We start from the raw sequence: 19,902 nt of genomic DNA on the forward strand, positions 1-19,902 counted from the left end.
TCGTGGATCGAGTGATTTAAATGAAAAAGCTTCTCTTCCAGCTGCATTGGTTTATGGGCATCACGGCAGGACTGGTGCTGGTCATCATAGGCGTGACCGGCGCTGCGTATTCGTTCGAGCCGGAGATATCGAACCTGATCAATCGTTCTGCAGCGGTAGAGCAGCGAATGGCTGGAAATGCGCTGGCACCTTATGAGCTTATCAAGCGCGTCGAGGCGTACGAGGGTAAAAAGGTAACCGGGCTATGGGCCGATCTGGTGCTCAACAGTAATGTCCGCGTATTTCTCGAGCCCCCGCCGGGAGAGCGGCGCGGGCCTATGCGCTTTGTCGATGCCTATACCGGTGAGGTATTGAGTGAACCGATTGGCGCCGAATTCTTTGGGCTCATGCTGCGATTGCATCGTTTTCTTGCTGTGGGAGAAACCGGCAAGGCGATTGTGGGTGCCTGTACCCTGATGCTCGTATTCTTCTGTTTGTCTGGTCTCTATCTTCGCTGGCCTAAACAGGTTGCCAGCTGGCGCGCCTGGTTGACCTTGGATTGGGCCCGTAAAGGGCGCAGCTTCAATTGGGACCTGCATGCTGTCGCAGGCACCTGGTGCCTTATGCTCTATCTGCTGGCGGCGCTCACGGGGCTCTTCTGGTCCTACGAGTGGTACCGCAACGGCCTGATCCGGTTGTTGGATGATGCGCCTGCCGAGCAGCGAGGCGAGCGCAAAGGCGGCAGGCCGGAACGTCCTCAGCCAAACGGGGTGCCACCCATCATCAATCATGAGGCCCTTTGGGCAAGCGTGCAGCAAGCGGCCGGTCCGACGCTGGAAGGTTATACCTTACGCCTGCCCTCGGCAGCCGGTCAGCCGGCAATAGTCTTTTATCGCCTTCAGAATGCCGATCATCTACGAGCACTCAACAAGCTGGACCTGGACCCGCAAACCGGCGCGGTCCGCAGCCATGAGCGCTACGCTGACAAGAGCATCGGCGGGCAGCTGCTGGGCAGCATCTATGCGCTGCACACGGGAGAATACTTCGGGTTGCCGGGGCGGCTGCTAATGTTTCTAGCCAGCCTCGCCATGCCCTTGTTCTTTATCACGGGCTGGTTGCTCTATCTGGATCGCCGCCGAAAGAAAAAGGGGATTCGCCAGGCTCGTCGCGAAGTCATACCTACGGCAACAGAGGATGAGCCCTGGTTGATCGGCTTTGCCAGTCAGAGCGGTTTGGCGGAGCAACTGGCCTGGCAAACCGCCGGCCAGCTACAGGCTGCAGGCCAGCCAGCAACGGTAAAGCCGCTGGCTCAGCTCAATTCTGATGCCTTGACGGCGGCTCGCAAGGCATTATTTATCGTCAGCACCTTTGGTGATGGCGAGGCTCCAGATAATGCCCGCAAATTCGAGCGCGCCGTATTACGGCAGGCGGTGTCCCTGAAGCAGCTCTCCTACGGTGTGCTGGCGCTAGGGGATCGGCAATATCCGGATTTCTGTGCGTTCGGACGACGTCTGCAGCGTTGGCTGAGCGGGCAGGGCGCTCATAGCCTGTTCGATACGGTTGAGGTAAACCGGGACGATGAGGTTGCCTTGGGTCTATGGCAGTCTCGCCTGGGCGAGTTGGGTGCCGTGGCGCATATCCAACCAGCTACTGCTCCGTTCCAGGATTATCACCTGTCGGCCCGTCAGTGCTTGAACCCCAGAGGGCAGGGATGGCCCGTCTTCAGGGTCGATCTCCAAATGCCGGCAAATTGCTCGTGGGCAGCCGGCGACCTTATCGAAATACTGCCGCGTTATCCTGTGTCATTCGTACAGGAATGGCTAAGTCCATTGGGACTTTCTCCAGATTCCCTTGTATGGCTGGACGGGATCGAGTTGCCGTTGGATCAGGCATTGGCAACACGTTTTCTGCCTGAGGACGTGCACCAGATGGTAGGCATGCACGCACAGGGATTGGTTGAGGCGCTGCTGCCTTTGGCGGTCAGGCAGTATTCAATTGCATCCCTGCCCGTTGAGGGGACTATGTCACTGATCATTCGCCAGGAGCGCAAACGAAGTGGGCAGTTGGGTATCGCGTCTGGCTGGCTGACCACCCATGCTCCAGAGGGTGGGCACCTGATGGCACGCCTAAGACCTAATCCCGCGTTCCATATGCCTCATGACGATCGGCCTGCGCTCTTTATTGGCAACGGCACGGGGATAGCCGGCTTACGGGCACTGCTCAAGGCGCGCATTGACGCAGGACACAGCCGGAACTGGCTGCTCTTCGGTGAGCGGAATCGTGGGCATGATTTCTTCTACCAGGAAGAATTGGAGCGCTGGCTGGCGCATCGGCAGCTTGCCCGGCTTGATCTGGCTTTTTCCCGTGATCAGGAAGACAAGGTATATGTTCAGGATCGCTTGCTGGAATCCACAGAAGACGTCCGAGCCTGGGTCGAGCAAGGCGCGGTCATTTACGTCTGTGGCAGCTTGCAGGGCATGGCGCGAGGTGTACATGCCGCCCTGGTTGAGATCCTGGGCGAATCGGGCCTGGAGCGGTTGCAGGAGGAGGGGCGCTACAAGCGGGACGTTTATTGACGGATAGCCTCTGGCCATTCCCATTTGCAGGAGGGAGATGGCCAGTTGCGCTTTGCCTGTAAATCGATAAGCTCTCCGGCCACTCGGGAAAGCACATGCATAGCGGCGGTGATGCCCCTTGAGAAGCAGCTTTCCACTCTGTCTGCCATGGTTCGGATCCTGGCATTCGCTTAGAAGGGATGTGTATGTCGGAAGTACGTCACGGTTCTACCCAACATTGCACTGCTGACGAGGCAGGGACTTACCGTCTTGTTATCTGGCGACTCATTCCGTTTCTCTGTTTCTGTTACCTGGCTGCCTACCTGGACCGTATCAACATCGGATTCGCAAAGTTGCAAATGCTTGATCAGTTGCATCTTTCCGAGACGGCTTACGGGTTGGGGGCAGGGCTCTTCTTCGTCGGCTATATCCTGTTCGAGGTGCCCAGTAACCTGGTGCTGGAGCGTGTCGGCGCCCGTATCTGGATTGCCCGAATCATGATCACCTGGGGGTTATTGTCGGGCGCCACGATGTTTGTGACCGAGGCGTGGCAGTTCTACCTCCTGCGTTTTCTTCTAGGGGCCGCCGAAGCGGGCTTTTTGCCTGGTGTTCTGTTTTACCTGACCCAGTGGTTCCCTACTTATCGCCGAAGCCGCGTCATTGCACTGTTCATGATTGGTCTGCCGCTGTCGAGCCTGATTGGCGGGCCGATTTCGGGTTGGATCATGAGCCATTTCCATCAGGTCAACGGCTTGCAGGGCTGGCAATGGCTCTTTCTGCTGGAAGCCGTGCCTACAGTGGTTCTGGGTATTTTGACTTTCTGGGTGCTGCCCAACACCATCAGCGAAGCCGCCTGGCTGAGCGCAGAACAGAAACAGGTGCTGTTGCAGAAGCTTGAGGAAGATGAATCCGATCGACCCAATACGCCCTATCGTTTTCGCGACGGATTCTGGGACATCAAGGTCTGGATGCTGGGCGGAATCGATTTTTCAATTCTGCTTTGTGCCTATGCCATGGGGTTCTGGCTGCCAACCTTCATCAAGGGCGCTGGGGTAACCGATACCGTGCATATCGGATGGCTTACCGCCATTCCTAGCCTCATGGGGCTGATCGGCATGCTGGCCATTGGCGCAAGCTCGGACCGTTTTCGGGAGCGCCGCTGGCATATCATCGTGCCGTTCATCGTAGGGGCTGCGGCGCTGTCCATGAGCACCTTCTTCTCCCAGGACGTCATGATGCTGGTGCTGCTGTTCGGAATCGCCTCGGCTGCGATCATTGGCGCCGTCCCGGTCTTTTTCAGCCTGCCGGCCACCTTTCTCAAGGGGACGGCGGCTGCGACCGGCTTTGCCCTGGCCTGTTCGCTAGCCAACATTGCGGGTCTGGTCAGCAACTCGCTGATGGGGTTTGTGCTGGATCTGACGCATAGCAGCGCCGTAGCGCTCTGGTGCTTTGCTGGTTCGCTGCTGCTCAGCTGCCTGCTTGTACTGGCGCTGCCGGCCAAGGTGGTAAACCGCTGAGGTCAACCTGCTGCTAGGCTGAAAGAAGTCCTGATTACGGAGGCGCCCATGTTCAGTCACATCCAGCTTGGCATTCACGATCTGTCACGCATGACGGCCTTTTACAACGCTGTTTTGAGCGAGCTTGGCATGATTCGTATGCCCAACGAGCAAGACGGTGGTCCCGAGGGTGCTGGCTGGCAGTATCCCGGGCAGCGATGGCCGCAGTTCTTTATCCAGTTTCCCTTTGATGGAAAACCCGCTTCGGTGGGTAACGGAACGCAGGTAAGTTTTGCGGCTCCCTCACAGACCAAAGTGGATGCCGCATGGCGTCAGGCGCTGTTGCATGGCGGCTCCGATGAAGGCGCTCCGGGGCTAAGGCCACAGTACGCGCCAGATTACTATGGCGCGTACTGCCGCGACCCTGAGGGCAACAAGTTATGCTTTGTTCATGCCGAAGGGCTGCCGTTAGCGCACCACCAGTAAGGCGCCGCCGGCCGTACGCAGCATATTGCCGGTATTGCTACCCATGAAGAAGTGTCGTAATCGGGAATGTCCGTAGGCGCCCATGACCGTCAGGCCAATTTCCTGCTGTTTGCGGTACTTCTCAAGCGCAAGCTCTACATCGCCTTCGACGATGGCGGTCACAGCGCTCAGACCCACAGAGCGCAGGATAGTGGCTGCATCTTCAAGAGGCTGACGATTTTCGGCGTTATCCTTTCCGACGGTCACGATATGGCACTCCAAACCCCGAAATAGCGGGCTTTCGGCCATAAGCTCGAGTGCCTTTCGCGCACTGTTACTGTTATCGAAGCCCAGCATAACGCGCTGAGGGATCTCAAACGCTACCGGTGTCACAAGAATCGGACGGGTCAGGGTGCGGATTGCGCTTTCTAAATGGCTACCGATCAGCCGCGCCGGTGGGGTTTCCTCGCCCAGTCGACCCATGACGAAAAGAGCGCTTTGCGCCTGCATATCCCGCAGCGTATCGAGAAAGTCTCCGTGCCGCTGCAGCGTATCGGTTTCCTGAGCGCCCAGCTTGGTAACATGCTCCTGAGCCGCTTCCAGTAGAAGCTGCCCTTGCTTGAGACCTAGCCCCCTGCGTTTCTCATCCAGTCTGGCCAACTCGTCCAACAGGTGCTCCCGGCTGCCCAGCCCGATAGTGCCACTCAGGTCAGAATCGGCAGGATAATGTTTGCGGTCAAGCACATGCAGCAGATGTATGGGGGTGCCCAGCTTCAGGCTGGCCCAGGCAGCATAATCGCAAACACCTCGTGTTGCAGGGGAGCCATCGATACAGGCGATGATCCTGTTCATTACTGTTCCTCGATCAGTAGCATTCAAAACGCGATATCTAGTGGCCTATCACTTTGTTGGCCGCGTCCGGTTTGTCATGGATGCCAAAGCGGTCGACCAGCGTAGCGCTGGCCTGGTTCAGGCCAATGACCTCCACGTGCGCACCTTCCCGACGGAACTTGAGAACGACGTTATCCAGTGCCGAAACCGCTGTGATGTCCCAGAAGTGGGCATGGGTCAGGTCGATCACTACATGGGAAACCGCTTCCTTCAGGTCGAATGCTGCGTTGAAACGAGTAGTCGATGCGAAGAAAACCTGCCCTTTTACGTCGTAGATCCGTTTTTGCCCATTTTCCAGTCGACTCTCTACCGTCAGGTAGAACGCCACCTTGTTGGCAAAAAACAGCGAAGCCAGCAGTACACCGGTGAGCACACCAAAGGCGAGGTTATGCGTGAAAACCACCACAGCCACGGTGACTAGCATCACTATATTGGTGGATAGGGGGTATTTTTTCAGGTTACGGATGGAGTCCCAGCTAAAGGTGCCGATAGAGACCATGATCATGACGGCAACCAGTGCAGCCATGGGAATGCGCGAGACCCAATCCCCAATGAAAACCACCAGAATCAGCAGGAATACTCCGGCTACGAGAGTGGATAGACGGGAGCGGCCGCCAGACTTCACGTTAATAACTGACTGGCCGATCATCGCGCAGCCTGCCATTCCGCCCAGAAGGCCCGAAACAATATTGGCCAGCCCTTGGCCCTTGCATTCACGGTTCTTATCGCTGGACGTATCGGTCAGGTCATCCACGATAGTGGCAGTCATCATGGACTCCAGCAGGCCTACCACGGCAATGGCAGCCGAGTAGGGGAGGATGATCAGCAGGGTATCCAGGTTGAGCGGCACGTCAGGCAGGAGAAATACCGGCAGGCTGTCAGGCAGTTCACCCATGTCACCTACGGTGCGTACATCAAGACCCAGATACATCGAGAGGGCCGTCAGCAGCAGGATGCAGACCAGTGGCGAGGGAATGAACTTGCCTAGTGTGGGTACGTAGGGAAACAGATAAATGATGCCCAAGCCAGCCGCCGTCAGGGCATAGACATGCCAGGTGACATGGGTCAGTTCAGGCAGTTGCGCCATGAAAATCAGGATAGCCAGTGCATTAACGAAGCCGGTCACTACGGAGCGCGAGACAAAGCGCATCAGCGAGCCCAGCCTCAGAAAGCCGATGATGATCTGGATAACGCCAGTCAGCAGCGTAGCGGCAAGCAGGTATTGGAGGCCATGATCGCGCACGAGGGTGGTCATGAGCAGGGCAGTCGCGCCTGTCGCTGCCGAGATCATGCCGGGACGACCCCCTGCGAAGGCGATGGTCACCGCGATACAGAAGGACGCATACAGGCCGACTTTCGGATCGACGCCAGCAATGATGGAAAAGGCGATGGCCTCTGGGATGAGCGCAAGAGCAACGACCAGGCCGGCAAGAATGTCGCCGCGCAGATTGTAGAACCAGTGATTCTTGAGGGTATGCAGCATTGCAGGTACCAAAGCAAAAGCCAAAACCCGCACGCCGAGCAGACGGCATGCGAAGCCCATGGGTTATGACACGTTGAAAAAAGACAAGTGCTGGGCCTGAAAGGCGCGCAGCAAATACCGCACTGACGGGTGCTTCCTGCGTCAGCGGTACAGGCGAGGAGGGGAAAGCGCTATGGCGGCGTAGGCAGCCAGCAAAGAGGGTTAAGCAGTGTCATTAGACCTGTCTTCAGCCTTCGAAATAAACGAGGGAGCGACCTTAACACAAAATGTAAAAAGGTGCAGACAGCATTAAAGACTTGCTGTATTAGGCCGATAACAAAATCAGAAGTTTCGGAGCGCGCCTCTGACAGAAGTGCTCTGCGAAAGTTCCCAAAAGAGCAAAATAATCGGATAACTGGCTAGTTGCCACCGCTTCGATTGGTTATATTTTGCTCAGGGGTGCGGCGAAGAATCGCACTTCACTTCTGATGAGGAGTCAAGACGTGGATATGAACCGTCGGCAATTCTTCAAGGTCGCGGGTATCGGCCTTGCAGGATCTAGCCTGGCGGCACTAGGCATGGCACCGACGCCAGCTTTTGCCGAACAGGTGCGCCATTTCAAACTGGCGCGCACCATCGAAACGCGTAACACCTGCCCTTATTGCTCTGTGGGTTGTGGCTTGGTTATGTACAGCCATGGCGATAAGGCCAAGAACGTTGCGCAAAACATCATTCACATCGAAGGCGATGCGGATCATCCGGTGAACCGCGGTACGCTGTGCCCGAAAGGTGCCGGTCTGTTGGACTTCATCCACAGCCCGAATCGACTGAAGTATCCCGAGGTCCGCGAAGCAGGCTCCAACGAGTGGAAGCGCATCTCCTGGGAAGAGGCGATGGATCGCATCGTCAAACTGGTCAAGGAAGAGCGTGACGCCAATTTCATCACCAAGAATGCTCAGGGCCAGACGGTTAACCGTTGGACGTCCGTTGGCTTCCTGGCTGCGTCCGCTGCTTCCAACGAAGCCGGTTATCTGACTCAGAAAGTCGTTCGTAACCTTGGTCTAGTCGGTTTCGATAACCAAGCTCGCGTTTGACACGGCCCGACGGTGGCAAGTCTTGCCCCGACATATGGCCGTGGCGCCATGACGAATACCTGGACGGATATTCGTAATGCCAACCTGATTCTGGTGATGGGCGGAAACGCCGCTGAAGCGCATCCGTGCGGCTTCAAGTGGGTGACCGAAGCGAAGGCCCATAACAAGGCACGCCTGATCGTGGTCGATCCGCGTTATACCCGTACGGCTTCCGTATCGGATTATTACGCGCCGATTCGTACCGGCTCGGACATTGCGTTCCTGGGCGGCCTGATCAATTACCTGATCACAAACGATAAGATTCAGCACGAATACGTTCGTAACTACACTGACGTCTCCTTCATCGTGAACGAAGGTTTCACGTTCGAGGACGGTCTGTTCAGCGGTTACAACGCCGAGAAGCGCACCTATAGCGACAAGTCCACCTGGAGCTATGAGAAGGGCGCGGATGGTTTTGCCAAGGTCGATCCGACCCTGGAACACCCGCGTTGCGTCTTCCAGCTGATGAAGAAGCACTACAGCCGTTACACACCGGAAGTTGCCAGCAATATCTGCGGTATGCCGCAGGATCGCATGCTGAAGATCTGGGCGGAAATCGCCGAGACCTCGCAGCCTGGCAAGACCATGACCATTCTGTACGCCCTGGGTTGGACGCAGCATTCTGTGGGCGCCCAGATCATCCGTACAGCGGCAATGGTTCAGCTGCTGCTGGGTAACGTGGGTCTGCCGGGTGGCGGTGTGAACGCACTGCGCGGTCACTCCAACATCCAGGGTCTGACCGACCTGGGTCTGCTGTCGAACCTTCTGCCGGGCTACATGACGCTGGGCAATGATGGTGAGCAGGACTTTAACGCTTACATCACCAAGCGTGCGCTCAAACCGCTTCGTCCTGGCCAGATGTCCTATTGGCAGAATTACGGCAAATTCCATGTCAGCCTGATGAAGGCCTGGTATGGCGATGCGGCGACCGCTGAAAACAACTGGTGCTACGACTATCTGCCCAAGCTGGACGTACCGGGTGCCGGTTATGACGTGATGAAGATGTTCGACATGATGTCTCGTGGCGAAGTCCGTGGCTATTTCTGCCAAGGCTTCAACCCGATCGCATCGTTGCCGGACAAGAATCGCGTAGTGGCTGCGCTTGCCAAGTTGAAGTGGCTGGTCATCATGGACCCGCTGGCAACCGAAACCTCCGAGTTCTGGCGTAATGCCGGCGAGTACAACAACGTTGATACCGCCAGCATCAAGACCGCAGTGTTCCGTTTGCCCACGACCTGCTTCGCTGAAGAAGATGGCTCTCTGGTCAACAGTAGCCGTTGGCTGCAGTGGCACTGGAAGGGCGCTGAAGCACCCGGTGAGGCGCGTACCGATGTGACCATCATGTCGGAAATGTTCCTCAAGCTGCGCGAGATGTATCGCACGGAGGGCGGTGCCTATCCGGATCCGATCCTGAACCTGTACTGGCCGTACAAGATTCCGCACGAGCCGTCTCCCGAGGAGTTGGCCAAGGAGTTCAACGGTTATGCCGTCAAGGACGTTACCGATGCCACTGGCGCGGTAGTGGCCAAGGCTGGCCAACAGCTGTCGGGCTTCGCTCAGCTCAAGGACGACGGTACAACGGCTTCGGGCTGCTGGATCTTCTGTGGCAGCTGGACCGAGCAAGGCAACCAAATGGCGCGCCGTGACAATAGCGATCCCTATGGTGTCGGTCAGAGTCTGGGCTGGGCATGGGCGTGGCCGATGAACCGCCGGATTCTGTACAACCGTGCCTCGGCCGACCCAAGCGGTAAGCCATGGGGACCGGACAAGAAGCTGGTCTGGTGGAACGGCAAGAACTGGGGCGGCGCTGACGTTCCAGACTTCAAGCCGGACAGCGCACCGGAAGCCGGTATGAATCCGTTCATCATGAACCCGGAAGGTGTGGCGCGTTTCTTCGCCGTCGACAAGATGGCCGAAGGTCCGTTCCCTGAGCACTACGAGCCCTTCGAGACGCCGATCGGGGTTAACCCGATGCATCCGAAGAACAACAAAGTGATCAGCAACCCGGCCGCTCGTGTTCTGCCCTCCGTATGGGAGTCGTTCGGCAAGGCCGACAAGTTCCCGTATGCGGCGACCACGTACCGTCTGACCGAGCACTTCCACTTCTGGACAAAGCATTGCCGTTTGAATGCGATTGTCCAGCCCGAGCAGTTCGTCGAGATCGGCGAAGCGCTGGCGAAGGAGAAGGGCATAGCGGCAGGCGACAAGGTTCGGGTGAGTTCCAAGCGTGGTTACATTGTGGCCGTCGCGGTGGTGACCAAGCGGATCAAGCCATTGGAAGTGAACGGCCAAACCGTGCACCAGATTGGTATTCCGTTGCACTGGGGCTTCTCAGGTCTGACGCGTCACGGTTACCTGACCAACACACTGGTTCCATTCGTCGGCGATGGCAACTCGCAAACGCCCGAATCGAAATCGTTCCTCGTCAACGTGGAGAAGGCATAAATGGCACTTCAAGAAATCGTTGCCCAATCCGCGACGACGACCACGCCTTCCTCCATCCGTCAGGTGGAGGAGGTCGCCAAGCTGATCGACGTCTCTAAGTGCATTGGCTGCAAGGCCTGCCAGGTGGCGTGTTCAGAGTGGAACGAGCTGCGTGATGAGGTGGGGCACAACCATGGTACGTACGACAACCCGGCCGACCTGACCTCTGATACCTGGACGCTCATGCGCTTTACCGAGCATGAGAACCAGGCCGGCGATCTGGAGTGGCTGATCCGTAAGGACGGCTGTATGCATTGCGCCGAGCCGGGCTGCCTCAAGGCGTGCCCGAGCCCGGGAGCGATCATCCAGCATGCCAACGGTATCGTTGACTTCAACCAGGACCATTGCATTGGCTGCGGCTACTGCATTACGGGTTGTCCGTTCAACATTCCGCGGATCTCGCAGAAGGATCACAAGGCGTACAAGTGCACCCTGTGTTCCGACCGTGTGTCCGTAGGGCTTGAGCCTGCGTGCGTGAAGACCTGTCCGACGGGTGCCATTACATTTGGTACCAAGGAAGACATGAAGCACCATGCTGAGGAGCGCATTGTCGATCTGAAGAGCCGTGGTTACGAGAACGCCGGTCTGTACGACCCGGCGGGTGTAGGCGGTACGCACGTCATGTACGTGTTGCACCACGCCGACCAGCCTGCGTTGTACAACAACCTGCCGAACGATCCGGCCATCAGCCCGATGGTAAGCCTGTGGAAAGGCATCACCAAGCCGTTATCGCTGCTTGCCATGGGCGCTGCGGTGCTGGCGGGCTTCTTCCACTACGTACGTATCGGACCGAACCGTGCGGACGAAGAGGATGAGGCGCATCACGATGCCGCCGCCGAGCAGGTGGAGAAAAAGTCCCAGGACACGTCGGTGAAGACGTTCGATCCGACCAAACGCTGAGATAACGTCTCCCTCGCAGGCGGGGGAGACGCTCCAGGAGCCTTCAAATGAAAAAAGAGATCGTTCGTTACGGTGCCAGTGAGCGCACCAATCACTGGGCGGTGGCTATACTGTTCTTCATGGCAGGCCTGTCGGGGCTGGCGCTGTTCCATCCAGCGCTGTTCTGGCTGACCAACCTGTTCGGCGGCGGACCGTGGACACGGATTCTTCACCCCTTCATGGGTGTGGCGATGTTCCTGTTCTTCATGGGACTCGTGATCCGCTTCTGGCATCACAATATCCTGGAAAAGCGGGATATGCAGTGGGTCAAGCAGATCGGTGACGTGCTGAACAACCGGGAAGATAAGTTGCCCGAAATCGGCAAGTACAATCCGGGACAGAAAGTGTTGTTCTGGGTACTGCTGGCTTCCATGCTGGTACTGATGCTCAGCGGGATCGTGATCTGGCGTGAGTACTTCAGCCATTTCTTCCCGATTGGTGGTATCCGTCTGGCGGCACTGGCCCATGCGGCTGCAGCTTTCCTGTTGATCCTGTCGATCATCGTGCATATCTATGCCGGTATCTGGATCAAGGGTTCGATTGGTGCCATGCTGCACGGTAAGGTCAGCCTCCTCTGGGCCAAGAAGCATCACTCGCTCTGGTACAAGGACATCACGCGAGACAAGAAGTAAAAGTCCCTTCATGGCCTGTTTTGGCAGGCCATGAACAGGCGTCAAACGTGTAGCCATGCCTGGCATGGTTGTCGCCGTCACGGACCAGGAGGTCTGTGGCGGCTCCCATCACCGAAGAGGTTTCCTGCGTGTCAGGTCAGATTCTCGAACCGGGGCAGATCGAAGCCTCAGCCGTAACGCCTCCCTTCATCAACCTGCCGCCGAAAAATGCGTTCAGCTACCGTGCCGAGCGTTTGGAAAAGTTGGCGGACGGTAACCCGCTCCGTGATTACTTGCTGCTTGTCAGTGGCATCTGCCGTGCTCAGCAGCAGGTTTTCGACAACCTGGAAAACCTTCCGCTGGAGGCTAAGCGGATTGAGCAGAGCCAGCATCACGGCCTGCCCCCGCTGAGCTGCGATACGCTGGTCCGCGAAGAGGCGTGGCTAGGTGTTCTAGACGCCGTACTGAAGGTGTATCAGGCCCCCGAAGGCAATACGGCCGTACAGGAAGCGCTTGAGCAGATTCGTACAGCGGACGCCGGGCAGCGCAAAGTGTGGGCAATTGCCTTGGTCAGCGGGCAGTACGACCAGGTTCCAGCGGCACTGGTGCCTTTCCTGGGCGCAGCGCTACAGGTTGCCTGGACAAATTGGCTGTTTCAGATCGAGACGGACAAGTTTCGTGAATCCAAAAGCCAGACCCATTGCCCAGCCTGTGGCTCGCTTCCGGTAGCCGGTGTGATTCGCCACCGCGGCAAGCTCAATGGTCTTCGCTACCTGAGTTGCTCACTGTGCTCGTGTGAATGGCATTACGTGCGGGTAAAGTGCACCCAGTGCGAAAACAGCAAGGAGTTGGGTTACTTTTCGCTGGAAAACGATGCGGTTCTGGCCGAAAAGGCACCGCTGCGAGCGGAAGCTTGTCCCAGCTGCGAAACCTACCTCAAGCTGCTGTATCTGGAGCATGATACCGAGGCGGAGGCCGTGTCAGCCGATCTGGCCAGCTTGGCGCTAGACATGCGGCTCGATGAGGAAGGTTATCACCGTCAGGCCCCTAATCTGCTGCTGGCTCCCGGCGGCTGATTCCTGATAAACAGAGTCCGCTTCGCTCATAGCGGCGGGCTCTGCCAGCCTTTCTTTTACAGGGCTGAAGTGTTGGTCTTGCTACGTGCGCATGCGCGATGCTGCATCCGGTTGTAAACTCCAGGCTCATGTTCTTGTTATGAGGCCTGCATGACAGCCGTCCGTTTGCCTTCTGTTGATCGTCTGTTACGTCATCCCGCTGCGACATCGCTCCTGGACCGCTATGGTCGTGAAGCATTGCTCAAGACCTTTCGCGAGCTGCTCGATGAGCTGCGTGAGCCTTTTCGACAGGGACAGATCAGCGAGGCGGATGTTGATGAAGCCGTTCTGACAGGCCGGGCCGGGGAGCGATTGGCTGCCCGAAACCAGCGTCAGGTCCGACGCGTATTCAACCTGACTGGAACTGTTCTCCATACCAATCTTGGGCGTGCGCTGCTGCCTGAAGAGGCCATCGATGCGATGACCCTAGCTGCTCGCTACCCGCTCAATCTTGAGTTTGACCTCAATACCGGCAAGCGCGGTGACCGCGACGACCTGATTGCGGGATTGATCCGTGAGCTGACCGGCGCCGAAGCGGTGACGGTGGTCAACAACAATGCCGCCGCCGTATTGCTTGCCCTTAACAGTCTTGGCGCTCGCAAGGAAGGCATCATTTCGCGTGGCGAGTTGATCGAGATCGGTGGCGCTTTTCGTATTCCGGACATCATGGCGCGCGCCAATGTAAGGCTGATCGAGGTCGGTACGACCAACCGTACCCACGCCAAGGATTACGAGAGCGCCATTACCGAGCGTACCGGGCTGCTCATGCGTGTACATACCAGCAATTATACGGTTCAAGGGTTTACCAGCAGTGTGGCAACTCCCGAACTGTCCTCTGTTGCTCGCGCCCATGAAGTCCCCTTGCTGGAGGACTTGGGGAGCGGCTCTCTGGTAGACCTCACCCGTTGGGGATTGCCCAAGGAGCCAACCGTCCAGGAAGCGCTACGCGATGGCGCTGATATCGTGACCTTTAGCGGCGATAAGCTGCTCGGTGGTCCGCAGTGTGGAATTATCGTCGGGCATAAGGACCTGATCGCCCGCATCAAGAAAAACCCCCTCAAACGTGCTTTGCGAGTCGACAAGATCACCTTGGCTGCACTTGAGGCGGTGTTGGCGCTTTATCGAGACCCGGATCGTTTGGGTGAAAAGCTGACCAGCCTCAGATTACTCTCCCGTGGCCAGGGGGATATTGATAGTCAGGTTCAGCGGGTAATGCGTCCTTTATCTCAGGCACTGGGCGAGCGTTGGCAGGTAACGAGTGAGCTCACGCTCGGCATGATCGGCAGTGGTACCCAGCCGGTGGCTCGTCTGCCCAGCGCAGCGTTGTGCATGCGGCCGAATAGCTCCAAGCGCCTGCGAGGCCGTGCGCTGCGTCTGCTGGAAGAGGCCTTGCGACAGCTGCCTATCCCCGTGATCGGACGTATCGATGACGATGCGCTTTGGCTTGATCTGCGTCAGCTCGATGACGAGGCCGGCTTTCTGGGGCAGCTGGGAGCGCTATCGGTTGGGGAGTGGGACGCATGATCGTTGGAACAGCGGGCCATATCGACCACGGCAAGACGTCCCTCATCCGAGCCCTGACGGGTGTGGAGGGCGATCGTCGCCGTGAGGAAAAGGAGCGAGGCATCACCATTGACCTGGGGTACGTTTACTCGGATCTGGGGAATGGAGAGCTGACCGGGTTTATCGATGTTCCTGGCCACGAGCGGTTTGTTCATAACATGCTGGCCGGGGCCAGTGGAATTGATCTGGTGTTACTGGTCGTGGCTGCCGATGACGGTGTGATGCCACAAACACGCGAACATCTGGCCATTGTTGAATTGCTGGGCATACGCCGTGCGATGGTCGCCATGACCAAAACGGATCGGGTTGAGGCTGCGCGTGTTAACGCGGTACGGGAAGAAATTGATGCACTGTTAGCAGACGGCCCGCTTGCCGGGGCTCCGGTATTTCCGGTCTCCAGCCAGACGGGAGTGGGTATCGAGGCACTGCGTGCAGCGCTTCTGGATCAGGCTGAACAGGCACTGGCCCGCAGCGACCAAGGGTATTTCAGGCTTGCAGTCGACCGTGTCTTCAGCGTCTCGGGTGCCGGGGTGGTGGTCACGGGAACGGCTTTCGACGGTCGTGTTGCCGTCGGCGATGAGTTGTTATTGGGCACGCTGGGGCGTCGCGTGCGTGTGCGTGGCCTGCATGCGCAAAATCGAGAGGCCCAGATTGCCCACGCAGGGCAGCGGGTGGCAGTAAACCTGGCGGGTGAACGGCTCAATGTCGAACAGATCCGGCGAGGCGATTGGCTGCTCGATGAAGCCCTCCACGCGCCGTCTACCCGTGTCGATATTGATTTGCACCTGCTTGGCAGCGAAGGTAAAGCGCTGGCCCACTGGACCCCTGTCCATGTGCATCTGGGCGCCCAGAATCTGACCGGTCGGGTGGCGCTGTTGGAGGATGAGGGTGTATTGACGCCTGGTGGGCGCACACTGGCGCAGCTGGTGCTCAACTCGCCGCTACAGGCTGCTCATGGTGACCATCTGGTGCTGCGGGATCAATCCGCGCAGCGAACCATTGGCGGTGGACGTGTGCTGGATCCTTTCGGGCCTGCCCGCAATCGGCGTACTCCCACACGTCTGGCACAGCTTGAGGCATTGCGTCAGGGCTCCTTTGAAGACGCACTGCCGGAGTTGCTCAAACAGGCGGACAATGGCGTAGCGCCTGCCGTGCTGGAGCGCCAGTTCAATCGACCGAGGGCGCGCTGGCAACTGCCTGAACATGTCATGGAAGTTGCTACCCGACAGGGTATCCGTCTGTTCGATGCGACCCGCTGGCAGCACTTGCAGTCTACGCTGTTAGAGCGGCTCGGAACCTTTCATGTCGAACAGCCCGATGAGCTAGGGCCTGATCGTGATCGATTACGTCGTTTTGCCTTGCCGCAACTGGACCGGCCTGTGTTCATTGCGTTGTTGGAAAGCCTGATGGCGTCCAGCCAGATCGAGGCGAGCGGGCCGTGGCTGCACCTGCCGGGCCATCGGGTTCGTCTGACCGAGGCCGAAGAGGCGCTGAAAGAAAAGCTCTGGCCTCTTCTCGAAGCAGGCCGCTTTGATCCCCCCTGGGTACGTGATCTGGCCCGGGAAATTGGTGAGGACGAAGCAGGGGTTCGTCATCTGCTACGCAAGCTGGCACGCCTGGGACAGCTGCAGCAGATCGTCAAGGATCTCTTCTATCCTGAAAATACGATAAACCATTTGGTACGATTGACGTTGCGTCTTGAGCGCGAAGAGGGGATCATTCGTGCAGCCGCGTTTAGGGATGGTCTGGGGATCGGACGTAAGCGCACAATCCAGATACTCGAATTCTTCGACCGGATCGGTCTGACTCGCCGTATGGGTGATGAGCGCAAGATCCGCCCAGACAGCGCACTGGCTGCTCAGGTCGAACAAGCGAGTTGATTGATGGAAGGCAATCGTGCCCGGTGGCGCGGCCGGGCTTCAAACCCGGTTGGGGACGGCAGCCGTTCCCGGGTGAGTTCGACTCTCACTGCCTTCCGCCATTTCTTTTAGACCGAATGTCCTGGCCTGACTTTGCTTTTCTGAATCTTACCTATACTGGATAGGACAAGGCAGCGCGTGACGCCTCCTGTTCTGCTGGCGCCAGGCTGTCAGCCTATGCAGTGGAGGTGACGTATGAAGACGAGAGCCGGCGCGGCCTTTCTTTTTCTGACCTTGTTAGCGGTGTTGCTGGGTGGGCTTGGCCTTGACCCAGCTTCGACTCCATCGACTGAAGCCTCTACAGCCGCTTCGACAGACTGTATGTATGGATATGAGCCCTACGGTTGCGCAGCGCCTATGCAGGTAGGCGGCGACTTTGCCATGCTGGCCCGCATGTAGCGGGTAACGCATTCAAAGACGTTTTCGCAGGTGTATCAGGGCTGTTCGTTGTCCGGAGGAATCGCGTCGCTCATCAATGGATACCGGCAAATAGCCCAAATGTGTATAGAGCAACAGGCCCGGCGTATTGTTGCTGAAACAGGCAGCATGCAGAAAACGCACGCCATGCTGCTGGCAGGCTTGCTGCTCCATCACTCCGATCAGGTGTTGCGCTATGCCCATGCGTCGTGCCCAGGGTGCCACCATTAAATTGCCCAAGTCGCACCGTTCGCCTGGTTGACAGCGAAAGAAGTTTGCGAATGCAGCCAGACGATTGTTCAGCAATACAACCGTGCTGCCCTGGCGGTTGGCATATGCCTCTGCCAGTTGGTCTCTTGTTAGTGGCCACTGAGCTGTGGGATAGCTGTAAAACAGCTCTTCACGACTTTGCGGAAAGTGACACACGGCCTGCAAATCATCAAGGGTGGCCGCGCGATGTGTCAGTTTGGTATTCATCAGTGAGGTGGGTACTGCGACAGGATCTTGCCAACGGCTGTCTGGATGGTTGCAGTACGCTGCGCAGGGGTATCAGCTGTCTGGTCAGATGACACCTCGGTGCTGCCACGCCATACCAGTTTTCCGTCCCGGCCATCGAGCAGGTCGATCTGCAGCGTAGTTACCTGATAGGTAAAGGTCTGGGTCTGGGTATAACCGCCACCCCAAGGGCCCCAGTATCCCCAGGGACCACCCCAGTAAGGATCGGTGCGCATGGTTTGCCCTTGGCGCTCGTCCGTGAACAGATAGGCCCGAACCCTCAGGTCTGCCTGTCCGTTCGCTGCGGCAGGGCGTAAGCCGCGCTGATCAAGCTGGCTGCTTACGGCATCCTTGATGCGCTGCTCGGTCAAGTCACTTTTCAGCCGCGGGTCTTCAGGCTTGTACGAGACGGCAGGCTGGGCCCAGGTCCAGTTTCGGTAGGCCGCATAGTCACGGGAGGGATCATAGTCCCGGTTGACGGTATTGGTTTCACACGCGGCAAGGGCAAGCGTAAACGCGATAACAAGCAAACGACGGATCATGATCATTCTCCGACCAGGGGCGCTTAAAAGAAACAATAACTACTCATGGGACCAGGCCGTATGCGCTTTATCTTCAATGCGGTGGATACTGCTCCAGCGCGCGACGAGCGGCTTCGCGGATCGCCTGGACCCGGGCGCTCTGATCATTGCCGCCCCGTTCCTCGACACTGCCACTCCATATTCTCTTGCGGCTCTGCGAATCGATCAGCTCGATGCTCAGCACCTGAACCTGATAATACCGAGGGCGAGTCTGGCTGTAGCCTGTTCCGCCATACGTGCCCCAACGATCGTAGCCATACGGATAGCCGCCGCCATAGCCGACACCACCTCCGTAGTAATCGGTATCGTATACGACACGTTGCTCCTGTCTGACCGTTGCGCTCACGTAGAGATCAGGCCGCGTACCGGTTGGCGCAGGTCGGAGCCCGCGCTGATCGAGCTGGGCGCTGATGGCCTCCTGAAGAGTGCTGGTATCCATTGATTGAGAGGAATCACCGCTGGCACGAATGCCCTCGGGTGACCAGGCCCAGCTCCGGTAGCGGCCATAGTCGACTGGGGCTGCTGGATAGCTGCTCGGGTCGATACGTGCCGGAACAGCAGGTGCTGGCGCAGCAAGCTCAGGCAGGGCGCTGGCTATATAGGGATTCTGGCTCTGACAGGCGGTCAGCCCCAGGCTGATAACCACGCAGGCAAACAGGCGACGCATAGATCACTCCTCTAACGCGCCGGGTTGGCAGATCCAGTGCAGATAACGACCAAGCCCGGCAAATGTAGGGTGCCGTCGATGGGCCAATTCCATTTCGATCAGATCGGCTTCGTTGACCTTACCTTGAAATTCGACTGGCATATAGTCATGAAAAACACGAACGCCACTACGGGTCACGATCTGCCAGCGACTGCTCATGGCGCGTTCCAGCTCCCGCGGATCAAGTGGCTGTTGAGGTGTCAGGCCCTTGCCTTCGCCCGCATATTCCTGGCGCTTGAGCTTTTTGAAATGGCCTTTGAGCAGGTTCCGGTAGATCAGCGCGTCCCGGTTGTAGAATGCCAGTGAAAGCAGACCATCCGGAGCCGTGAGGCGCGAGAGGACTGGCAGAATCGTATGTGGCTCGGCCAGCCATTCCAGTACGGCGTGGCAGATGACCAAGTCAAAGCGAGTCGTGAGCTGCTCACTCAGTTCCTGCCAGGGCGCCTCGATAAACGTTGCCTCAAGGCCAGCCTCGGCGAAGCGTTGGCGAGCACCCTCCAGCATCGGGGCTGAAGGTTCTGCCAGTGTGACGGAGTGACCCTGTTCAGCCAGCCAGAGCGCCATATGGCCCAGTCCTGCTCCAATATCCAGAACCCGCAGCGAGCGTTCAGGCAGGGCTTCCTTCAGGTCGGCCTGGAGTACCGCCAGCCGGATGGCGCCTTTGGCATTGCCATAGATCTTTTCGGCGAAACGGATGGCGCGGTCATCGAAAAAGGTATCGGTCATGGCAGGAAGCGCCGCTCATTATCGGCCAGCTTGGCGCGAGTGATTGTCTCCATGTCGAGTCCGAGCTCTGCGCAGAGTTGCAGCAGATAGAGCACGACGTCTGCAATCTCCTGGCCGGCATGCTCAAGGTGATCAGCCGTTAAATGGCGGGATTCCTCTTCGGTCTTCCACTGGAAGATTTCAGCCAACTCGGCCATCTCAACGCCGGCAGCCATAACCAGGTTTTTCGGGCTGTGATAACGCCGCCACTCATTGGCATCGCGAATGGCGTGCAGGCGGGCAGTAAGTTCGGAAAGGTCCATGCAGGGCTCCTGATGGCCGCATGGCTGGTGGATAGCTATGCGGCGCTTGTTAAGCGCCGCATT

General features: G+C 57.9%; 17 protein-coding genes and 1 tRNA gene. 11 read left to right on the top strand and 7 right to left on the bottom strand.

The genetic code is table 11. The features are described from left to right. Positions 1-20: 20 nt before the first annotated feature. The 3 genes from JQR90_RS04520 to JQR90_RS04530 all read left to right on the top strand — a co-directional run bounded on the left by JQR90_RS04520 (position 21) and on the right by JQR90_RS04530 (position 4,516). Complete coding sequence (locus tag JQR90_RS04520) at positions 21-2,555, top strand: sulfite reductase flavoprotein subunit alpha (protein WP_010797228.1); 2,535 nt, start codon at positions 21-23, stop codon at positions 2,553-2,555. Between the two features lie 185 nt (positions 2,556-2,740). Further along, positions 2,741-4,051: an MFS transporter gene (locus tag JQR90_RS04525; protein WP_010797230.1), complete on the top strand. Its 1,311-nt coding sequence runs from the start codon at positions 2,741-2,743 to the stop codon at positions 4,049-4,051. A 48-nt stretch (positions 4,052-4,099) separates the two neighbouring features. Further along, a complete protein-coding gene (locus JQR90_RS04530; RefSeq protein WP_312508472.1) occupies positions 4,100-4,516 on the top strand; it encodes a VOC family protein in 417 nt (138 codons plus the stop codon). Here JQR90_RS04530 and JQR90_RS04535 read toward each other — a convergent pair. Together JQR90_RS04535 and JQR90_RS04540 are read right to left on the bottom strand one after the other, a co-directional pair. Next, positions 4,499-5,347, bottom strand: coding sequence for a universal stress protein (locus JQR90_RS04535; RefSeq protein ID WP_074822734.1), 849 nt, complete (start codon positions 5,345-5,347; stop codon positions 4,499-4,501). The two genes, JQR90_RS04530 and JQR90_RS04535, sit on opposite strands and share 18 nt — an antisense overlap. Positions 5,348-5,384: 37 nt before the next feature. Then, positions 5,385-6,869 (bottom strand): SulP family inorganic anion transporter, encoded by a 1,485-nt coding sequence (locus tag JQR90_RS04540; RefSeq protein WP_434140544.1) that lies wholly within the window; start codon positions 6,867-6,869, stop codon positions 5,385-5,387. Between the two features lie 482 nt (positions 6,870-7,351). Here JQR90_RS04540 and fdnG point away from each other — a divergent pair, with 482 nt between their 5' ends. The 8 genes from fdnG (at position 7,352) to JQR90_RS04580 (ending at position 17,011) form a co-directional block, all read left to right on the top strand. Further along, positions 7,352-10,426 carry a formate dehydrogenase-N subunit alpha gene (gene fdnG, locus JQR90_RS04545; RefSeq protein WP_434140546.1) on the top strand — a complete coding sequence of 1,025 codons (3,075 nt, stop codon included), beginning with the start codon at positions 7,352-7,354 and terminating at the stop codon, positions 10,424-10,426. Beyond that, a complete protein-coding gene (gene fdxH, locus JQR90_RS04550) occupies positions 10,427-11,365 on the top strand; it encodes a formate dehydrogenase subunit beta (protein ID WP_010797236.1) in 939 nt (312 codons plus the stop codon). A gap of 47 nt (positions 11,366-11,412) precedes the next feature. After that, complete coding sequence (locus JQR90_RS04555) at positions 11,413-12,036, top strand: formate dehydrogenase subunit gamma (protein WP_010797237.1); 624 nt, start codon at positions 11,413-11,415, stop codon at positions 12,034-12,036. Between the two features lie 128 nt (positions 12,037-12,164). After that, positions 12,165-13,091, top strand: a complete 927-nt coding sequence (fdhE, locus tag JQR90_RS04560) for a formate dehydrogenase accessory protein FdhE (RefSeq protein WP_037030776.1) — start codon at positions 12,165-12,167, stop codon at positions 13,089-13,091. Positions 13,092-13,241: 150 nt separating this feature from the next. Next, on the top strand, positions 13,242-14,654 hold the full coding sequence (gene selA / locus JQR90_RS04565) for an L-seryl-tRNA(Sec) selenium transferase (RefSeq protein WP_434140548.1): 1,413 nt from the start codon (positions 13,242-13,244) through the stop codon (positions 14,652-14,654). Next, on the top strand, positions 14,651-16,573 hold the full coding sequence (selB, locus tag JQR90_RS04570) for a selenocysteine-specific translation elongation factor (protein WP_073449535.1): 1,923 nt from the start codon (positions 14,651-14,653) through the stop codon (positions 16,571-16,573). The genes selA and selB overlap by 4 nt, the downstream gene beginning before the upstream one ends. Positions 16,574-16,578: 5 nt before the next feature. Next, positions 16,579-16,674, top strand: a tRNA-Sec gene (locus JQR90_RS04575). 133 nt (positions 16,675-16,807) lie between these two features. Then, a complete protein-coding gene (locus JQR90_RS04580; protein WP_010797241.1) occupies positions 16,808-17,011 on the top strand; it encodes a hypothetical protein in 204 nt (67 codons plus the stop codon). A 12-nt stretch (positions 17,012-17,023) separates the two neighbouring features. On the opposite strand, the gene JQR90_RS04585 is transcribed toward JQR90_RS04580, so the two are convergent. The 5 genes from JQR90_RS04585 to JQR90_RS04605 all read right to left on the bottom strand — a co-directional run bounded on the left by JQR90_RS04585 (position 17,024) and on the right by JQR90_RS04605 (position 19,839). Then, a complete protein-coding gene (locus JQR90_RS04585; RefSeq protein ID WP_010797242.1) occupies positions 17,024-17,506 on the bottom strand; it encodes a GNAT family N-acetyltransferase in 483 nt (160 codons plus the stop codon). Continuing rightward, positions 17,506-18,066, bottom strand: a complete 561-nt coding sequence (locus JQR90_RS04590; protein WP_019366872.1) for a DUF4136 domain-containing protein — start codon at positions 18,064-18,066, stop codon at positions 17,506-17,508. The genes JQR90_RS04585 and JQR90_RS04590 overlap by 1 nt, the downstream gene beginning before the upstream one ends. A gap of 73 nt (positions 18,067-18,139) precedes the next feature. Then, positions 18,140-18,772: a DUF4136 domain-containing protein gene (locus tag JQR90_RS04595; RefSeq protein WP_010797244.1), complete on the bottom strand. Its 633-nt coding sequence runs from the start codon at positions 18,770-18,772 to the stop codon at positions 18,140-18,142. A gap of 3 nt (positions 18,773-18,775) precedes the next feature. After that, positions 18,776-19,537 (bottom strand): methyltransferase domain-containing protein, encoded by a 762-nt coding sequence (locus tag JQR90_RS04600; RefSeq protein ID WP_010797245.1) that lies wholly within the window; start codon positions 19,535-19,537, stop codon positions 18,776-18,778. Beyond that, positions 19,534-19,839: a nucleotide pyrophosphohydrolase gene (locus JQR90_RS04605; protein ID WP_010797246.1), complete on the bottom strand. Its 306-nt coding sequence runs from the start codon at positions 19,837-19,839 to the stop codon at positions 19,534-19,536. The genes JQR90_RS04600 and JQR90_RS04605 overlap by 4 nt, the downstream gene beginning before the upstream one ends. Positions 19,840-19,902: the final 63 nt, after the last annotated feature.

The sequence above is a fragment of the Pseudomonas sp. JZ114 genome (genome assembly GCF_051027705.1).
In the GTDB taxonomy this organism is placed as follows: Bacteria; Pseudomonadota; Gammaproteobacteria; order Pseudomonadales; family Pseudomonadaceae; genus Chryseomonas; species Chryseomonas luteola.

Excerpts from the sequence above, each read along its gene's own strand:
- fdxH (WP_010797236.1), top strand. The coding sequence starts at position 10,427 with ATGGCACTTCAAGAAATCGTTGCCCAATCCGCGACGACGACCACGCCT.
- JQR90_RS04555 (WP_010797237.1), top strand. The coding sequence starts at position 11,413 with ATGAAAAAAGAGATCGTTCGTTACGGTGCCAGTGAGCGCACCAATCAC.
- selA (WP_434140548.1), top strand. The coding sequence starts at position 13,242 with ATGACAGCCGTCCGTTTGCCTTCTGTTGATCGTCTGTTACGTCATCCC.
- JQR90_RS04535 (WP_074822734.1), bottom strand. The coding sequence starts at position 5,347 with ATGAACAGGATCATCGCCTGTATCGATGGCTCCCCTGCAACACGAGGT.
- JQR90_RS04530 (WP_312508472.1), top strand. The coding sequence starts at position 4,100 with ATGTTCAGTCACATCCAGCTTGGCATTCACGATCTGTCACGCATGACG.
- JQR90_RS04520 (WP_010797228.1), top strand. The coding sequence starts at position 21 with ATGAAAAAGCTTCTCTTCCAGCTGCATTGGTTTATGGGCATCACGGCA.
- JQR90_RS04580 (WP_010797241.1), top strand. The coding sequence starts at position 16,808 with ATGAAGACGAGAGCCGGCGCGGCCTTTCTTTTTCTGACCTTGTTAGCG.
- JQR90_RS04595 (WP_010797244.1), bottom strand. The coding sequence starts at position 18,772 with ATGCGTCGCCTGTTTGCCTGCGTGGTTATCAGCCTGGGGCTGACCGCC.
- JQR90_RS04585 (WP_010797242.1), bottom strand. The coding sequence starts at position 17,506 with ATGAATACCAAACTGACACATCGCGCGGCCACCCTTGATGATTTGCAG.
- JQR90_RS04590 (WP_019366872.1), bottom strand. The coding sequence starts at position 18,066 with ATGATCCGTCGTTTGCTTGTTATCGCGTTTACGCTTGCCCTTGCCGCG.
- JQR90_RS04540 (WP_434140544.1), bottom strand. The coding sequence starts at position 6,869 with ATGCTGCATACCCTCAAGAATCACTGGTTCTACAATCTGCGCGGCGAC.
- JQR90_RS04605 (WP_010797246.1), bottom strand. The coding sequence starts at position 19,839 with ATGGACCTTTCCGAACTTACTGCCCGCCTGCACGCCATTCGCGATGCC.
- selB (WP_073449535.1), top strand. The coding sequence starts at position 14,651 with ATGATCGTTGGAACAGCGGGCCATATCGACCACGGCAAGACGTCCCTC.
- JQR90_RS04525 (WP_010797230.1), top strand. The coding sequence starts at position 2,741 with ATGTCGGAAGTACGTCACGGTTCTACCCAACATTGCACTGCTGACGAG.
- JQR90_RS04600 (WP_010797245.1), bottom strand. The coding sequence starts at position 19,537 with ATGACCGATACCTTTTTCGATGACCGCGCCATCCGTTTCGCCGAAAAG.